Below are 3,317 nucleotides of genomic sequence, written 5' to 3' on the forward strand. Positions count from 1 at the left end.
GTTGCCTTGGTGCGGCCGGAGGAGACGAACTCCACCTTGTTCGGCTTGATCAGTTCCTGCCAATTCTTCTGGATCATGTTTTCTGCCTTCCGTTCGTTGTCACCATCCAATCGTGACAACCGAGCCCCGAAGACCGGGAGAGCGCGGAAGCACCCTCACCGGCATGTTGAACGCAAATGATCAGACGCGGCGCTTCTTGCGCGGACGGCAGCCGTTGTGCGGGATCGGGGTCACATCGCGGATCGAGGTGATCATGAAGCCCGCAGCCTGCAGCGCGCGAAGAGCGGATTCACGGCCGGAACCCGGACCGCAAACTTCAACTTCCAGCGACTTCATGCCGTGTTCCTGAGCCTTCTTGGCGCAGTCTTCAGCGGCGATCTGAGCGGCAAACGGGGTCGACTTACGCGAGCCCTTGAAACCCTTGGCACCGGCAGACGACCAGGCAATCGCGTTGCCCTGTGCGTCGGTGATGGTGATCATGGTGTTGTTGAACGACGAATTGACGTGCGCAACGCCAGACGTGATGTTCTTGCGTTCGCGACGACGAACGCGTGTGGCTTCCTTGGCCATAGGATCCCTTTCTTAGATCTCTGCACCGCCGTAATTCCAGCGGCTCCACCGGGAAAAGGATTTGACGTCCCCTGCCCTGCATCTTCATTTCCCGCAGAACGGAACCCCGTCCTGCGAACGTTTCGCCCGACCGTTCAGGCCGAACAAAGGTCGGGCTGTCGCCCTTCCAAACTGCAAAAGGAGGCCGGCGTTTGACACCAGCCTCCCAATCTCCCTTTTCGGGAAATTACTTCTTCTTGCCGGCAATCGCCTTCGCCGGACCCTTACGGGTACGAGCGTTGGTGTGCGTGCGCTGACCGCGAACCGGAAGGCCACGACGGTGACGCAGGCCGCGGTAGCAGCCGAGGTCCATCAGGCGCTTGATGTTCATCGAGGTCTCGCGACGCAGGTCACCTTCGACCTGGTAATCGCGGTCGATGGTTTCGCGGATCTGCAGGACTTCAGCGTCCGTCAGCTGATGAACGCGACGATCAGCCGGAATACCGACCTTCTCGACGATTTCCTGTGCGAATTTCGGTCCGATCCCGTGAATGTAGGTCAGCGCGATAACAACGCGCTTTGCCGTCGGGATGTTGACGCCAGCGATACGTGCCACGTCTATTCTCCTTGCGTTCCAGTTGCCATCCGGCAATAGGTGCTTCGTTACGCGACCACGAAGAGCCGCACGTTGATTGAGGTTCGAGACACGTCAAAAACGACCGTACCCGGACTTCATTTTCTATGAAGACCGCGCCGATCGCTCCCATGTCGCGAGTTGGCGCTGTCTTTGGCGGAATCGGCCGGAAAAGTCAACTCCCCGGCGGTCCCTTTTCGGCAAAGACCAGTGTCTAAGCCAGAATCTTCTCGATCTCGGCGGTAACGGTGTTCACTTCCGCCATGCCATCAACCGTTCTAAGCTGCCCGGTGCCGGCATAGTGTTCCGACAACGGTGCGGTCTTTTCCCGGTATTCGGTCAGCCGGCGCTTGAACGCCTCCGGATTGTCGTCCGAACGAACGGTGCCGCCGGCAGCGATGGTTTCCGCTACGCGATTCTCCATCCGCTTCACAAGGGCCGTCTCGTCGACCTTGAGCTCGATGACCGCATCGAGCTTCAGTCCCTTGCCTTCAAGCATCTTGCCGAGCGCAATCGCCTGCGGAACCGTGCGCGGGTATCCGTCAAGGATGAAGCCCTTCGCGCAATCCGCCTGGTCGATGCGGTCCGACACGATCTCGTTGACGATCTCGTCCGAGACCAGCTGGCCGGCATCCATGACCGCCTTGGCACGCTTGCCAACCTCGGTCGCCTGGGCAACGGCGGCCCGCAGCATATCACCTGTGGAAAGCTGCGGAATGCCGTATCTCTCCGTCAGAAGCTTGGCCTGTGTCCCCTTGCCAGCGCCCGGCGGCCCCAAAAAAATCAGTCTCATCGTCCCCTCTTTCCTCCGCGCAGCTTCGACTTCTTGATCAGCCCCTCATATTGCTGTGCGATGAGGTGGCCCTGGATCTGTGCTACCGTATCAAGGGTCACGCTGACAACAATCAAAAGCGACGTACCACCAAGGTAGAACGGCACGCCGGTCTGAGAAATCAGAACTTCAGGCAGAATGCAGACGAAAATCAGATAGGCCGCACCGATGACGGTGATGCGCGTCAGAACGTAATCGATGTATTCCGCGGTGCGTTCGCCCGGGCGAATGCCCGGAATGAAGCCGCCGTGCTTCTTCAGGTTGTCGGCCGTATCCTTCGGATTGAAGACGATTGCCGTGTAGAAGAAGGCGAAGAACGCGATCATTGCGCCGTAGAGCACCATGTAGAGCGGCTTGCCGTGGCCGAGCGCGCTGACGACGCTGGTCGCCCAGCCCGGCAGATTCGCCGTGTTGGCAAAGCCTGCGAGCGTCGCCGGCAAGAGCAGCAGCGAAGAAGCAAAGATCGCCGGGATAACGCCCGAGGTGTTGAGCTTCAACGGCAGGTGCGACGTGTCGCCCTGGAACATGCGATTGCCGACCTGACGCTTCGGATACTGGATCAGCAGGCGTCGCTGTGCCCGCTCGACGAAGACGATGAGCGCGATGACGGCGACAACCATGATGATGATCGCGATGATCAGCGGCGTCGAGAGCGCGCCGGTGCGGCCGAGCTCGAGCGTTCCGGCCAGTGCCGTCGGCAGGTGCGCGACGATGCCGGCGAAAATGATCAGCGAAATGCCGTTGCCGATGCCGCGCGAGGTGATCTGCTCGCCGAGCCACATTAGGAACATCGTGCCGCCGAGCAGCGAGATGACCGTGGAAATACGGAAGAACCAACCTGGATCGTTGACGAGGCCGTTGCCGCTCTCAAGGCCGACGGCGATGGCGTAAGCCTGTGCCGTGCCGAGAAGCACCGTGCCGTAACGGGTGTACTGGTTGATGATCTTGCGGCCCTGCTCGCCTTCCTTCTTCAGCTGTTCCAGCGCCGGAACGACAGAGGTCATCAGCTGAACGATGATCGAAGCAGAGATATAGGGCATGATGCCGAGCGCGAAGATCGCCATGCGCTCAACTGCACCGCCCGAAAACATGTTGAAGAGGCCGAGGATGCCGCCGCTCTGGCCGCGGAAGGCCTGGGCAAACGCGTCCGGATTAAGACCCGGCAGCGGGATATAGGTGCCAAGACGGTAAACCAGAAGCGCACCAAGCGTGAACCAAAGACGTTTCTTCAGATCTTCCGCCTTGGCGAAAGTCGAGAAATTCAGGTTCGAGGCGAGCTGTTCCGCTGCAGAAGCCATGCAA

Annotated in this window: 4 protein-coding genes and 1 pseudogene; all 5 read right to left on the minus strand. The window is 59.8% G+C overall.

Annotated features, from left to right (window positions below; genetic code table 11):
• Positions 1–110: pseudogene (locus tag VGO04_RS08185) on the minus strand (DNA-directed RNA polymerase subunit alpha); the annotation flags it as partial.
• Positions 111–180: 70 nt separating this feature from the next.
• Complete coding sequence (rpsK, locus tag VGO04_RS08190; RefSeq protein WP_003536496.1) at positions 181–570, minus strand: 30S ribosomal protein S11; 390 nt, start codon at positions 568–570, stop codon at positions 181–183.
• A gap of 226 nt (positions 571–796) precedes the next feature.
• On the minus strand, positions 797–1,165 hold the full coding sequence (gene rpsM / locus VGO04_RS08195; protein ID WP_052638152.1) for a 30S ribosomal protein S13: 369 nt from the start codon (positions 1,163–1,165) through the stop codon (positions 797–799).
• Positions 1,166–1,397: 232 nt separating this feature from the next.
• Entirely contained in the window at positions 1,398–1,976 is a 579-nt protein-coding gene (locus tag VGO04_RS08200; protein ID WP_327495453.1) for an adenylate kinase, read from the minus strand.
• The gene (gene secY / locus VGO04_RS08205; protein WP_327495454.1) at positions 1,973–3,313 is read right to left on the minus strand and encodes a preprotein translocase subunit SecY; all 1,341 of its coding nucleotides are present in this window, start codon (positions 3,311–3,313) and stop codon (positions 1,973–1,975) included. Before secY ends, VGO04_RS08200 begins: the two co-directional genes overlap by 4 nt.
• Between the last annotated feature and the right edge of the window lie 4 nt (positions 3,314–3,317).

Source organism: Ensifer sp. (assembly GCF_035999185.1).
Taxonomy (GTDB): Bacteria; Pseudomonadota; Alphaproteobacteria; order Rhizobiales; family Rhizobiaceae; genus Ensifer.

What these genes read in the sequence shown, in the direction of transcription:
- rpsK (WP_003536496.1), bottom strand. Translation starts at nt 570, where the DNA reads ATGGCCAAGGAAGCCACACGCGTTCGTCGTCGCGAACGCAAGAACATC.
- VGO04_RS08200 (WP_327495453.1), bottom strand. Translation starts at nt 1,976, where the DNA reads ATGAGACTGATTTTTTTGGGGCCGCCGGGCGCTGGCAAGGGGACACAG.
- secY (WP_327495454.1), bottom strand. Translation starts at nt 3,313, where the DNA reads ATGGCTTCTGCAGCGGAACAGCTCGCCTCGAACCTGAATTTCTCGACT.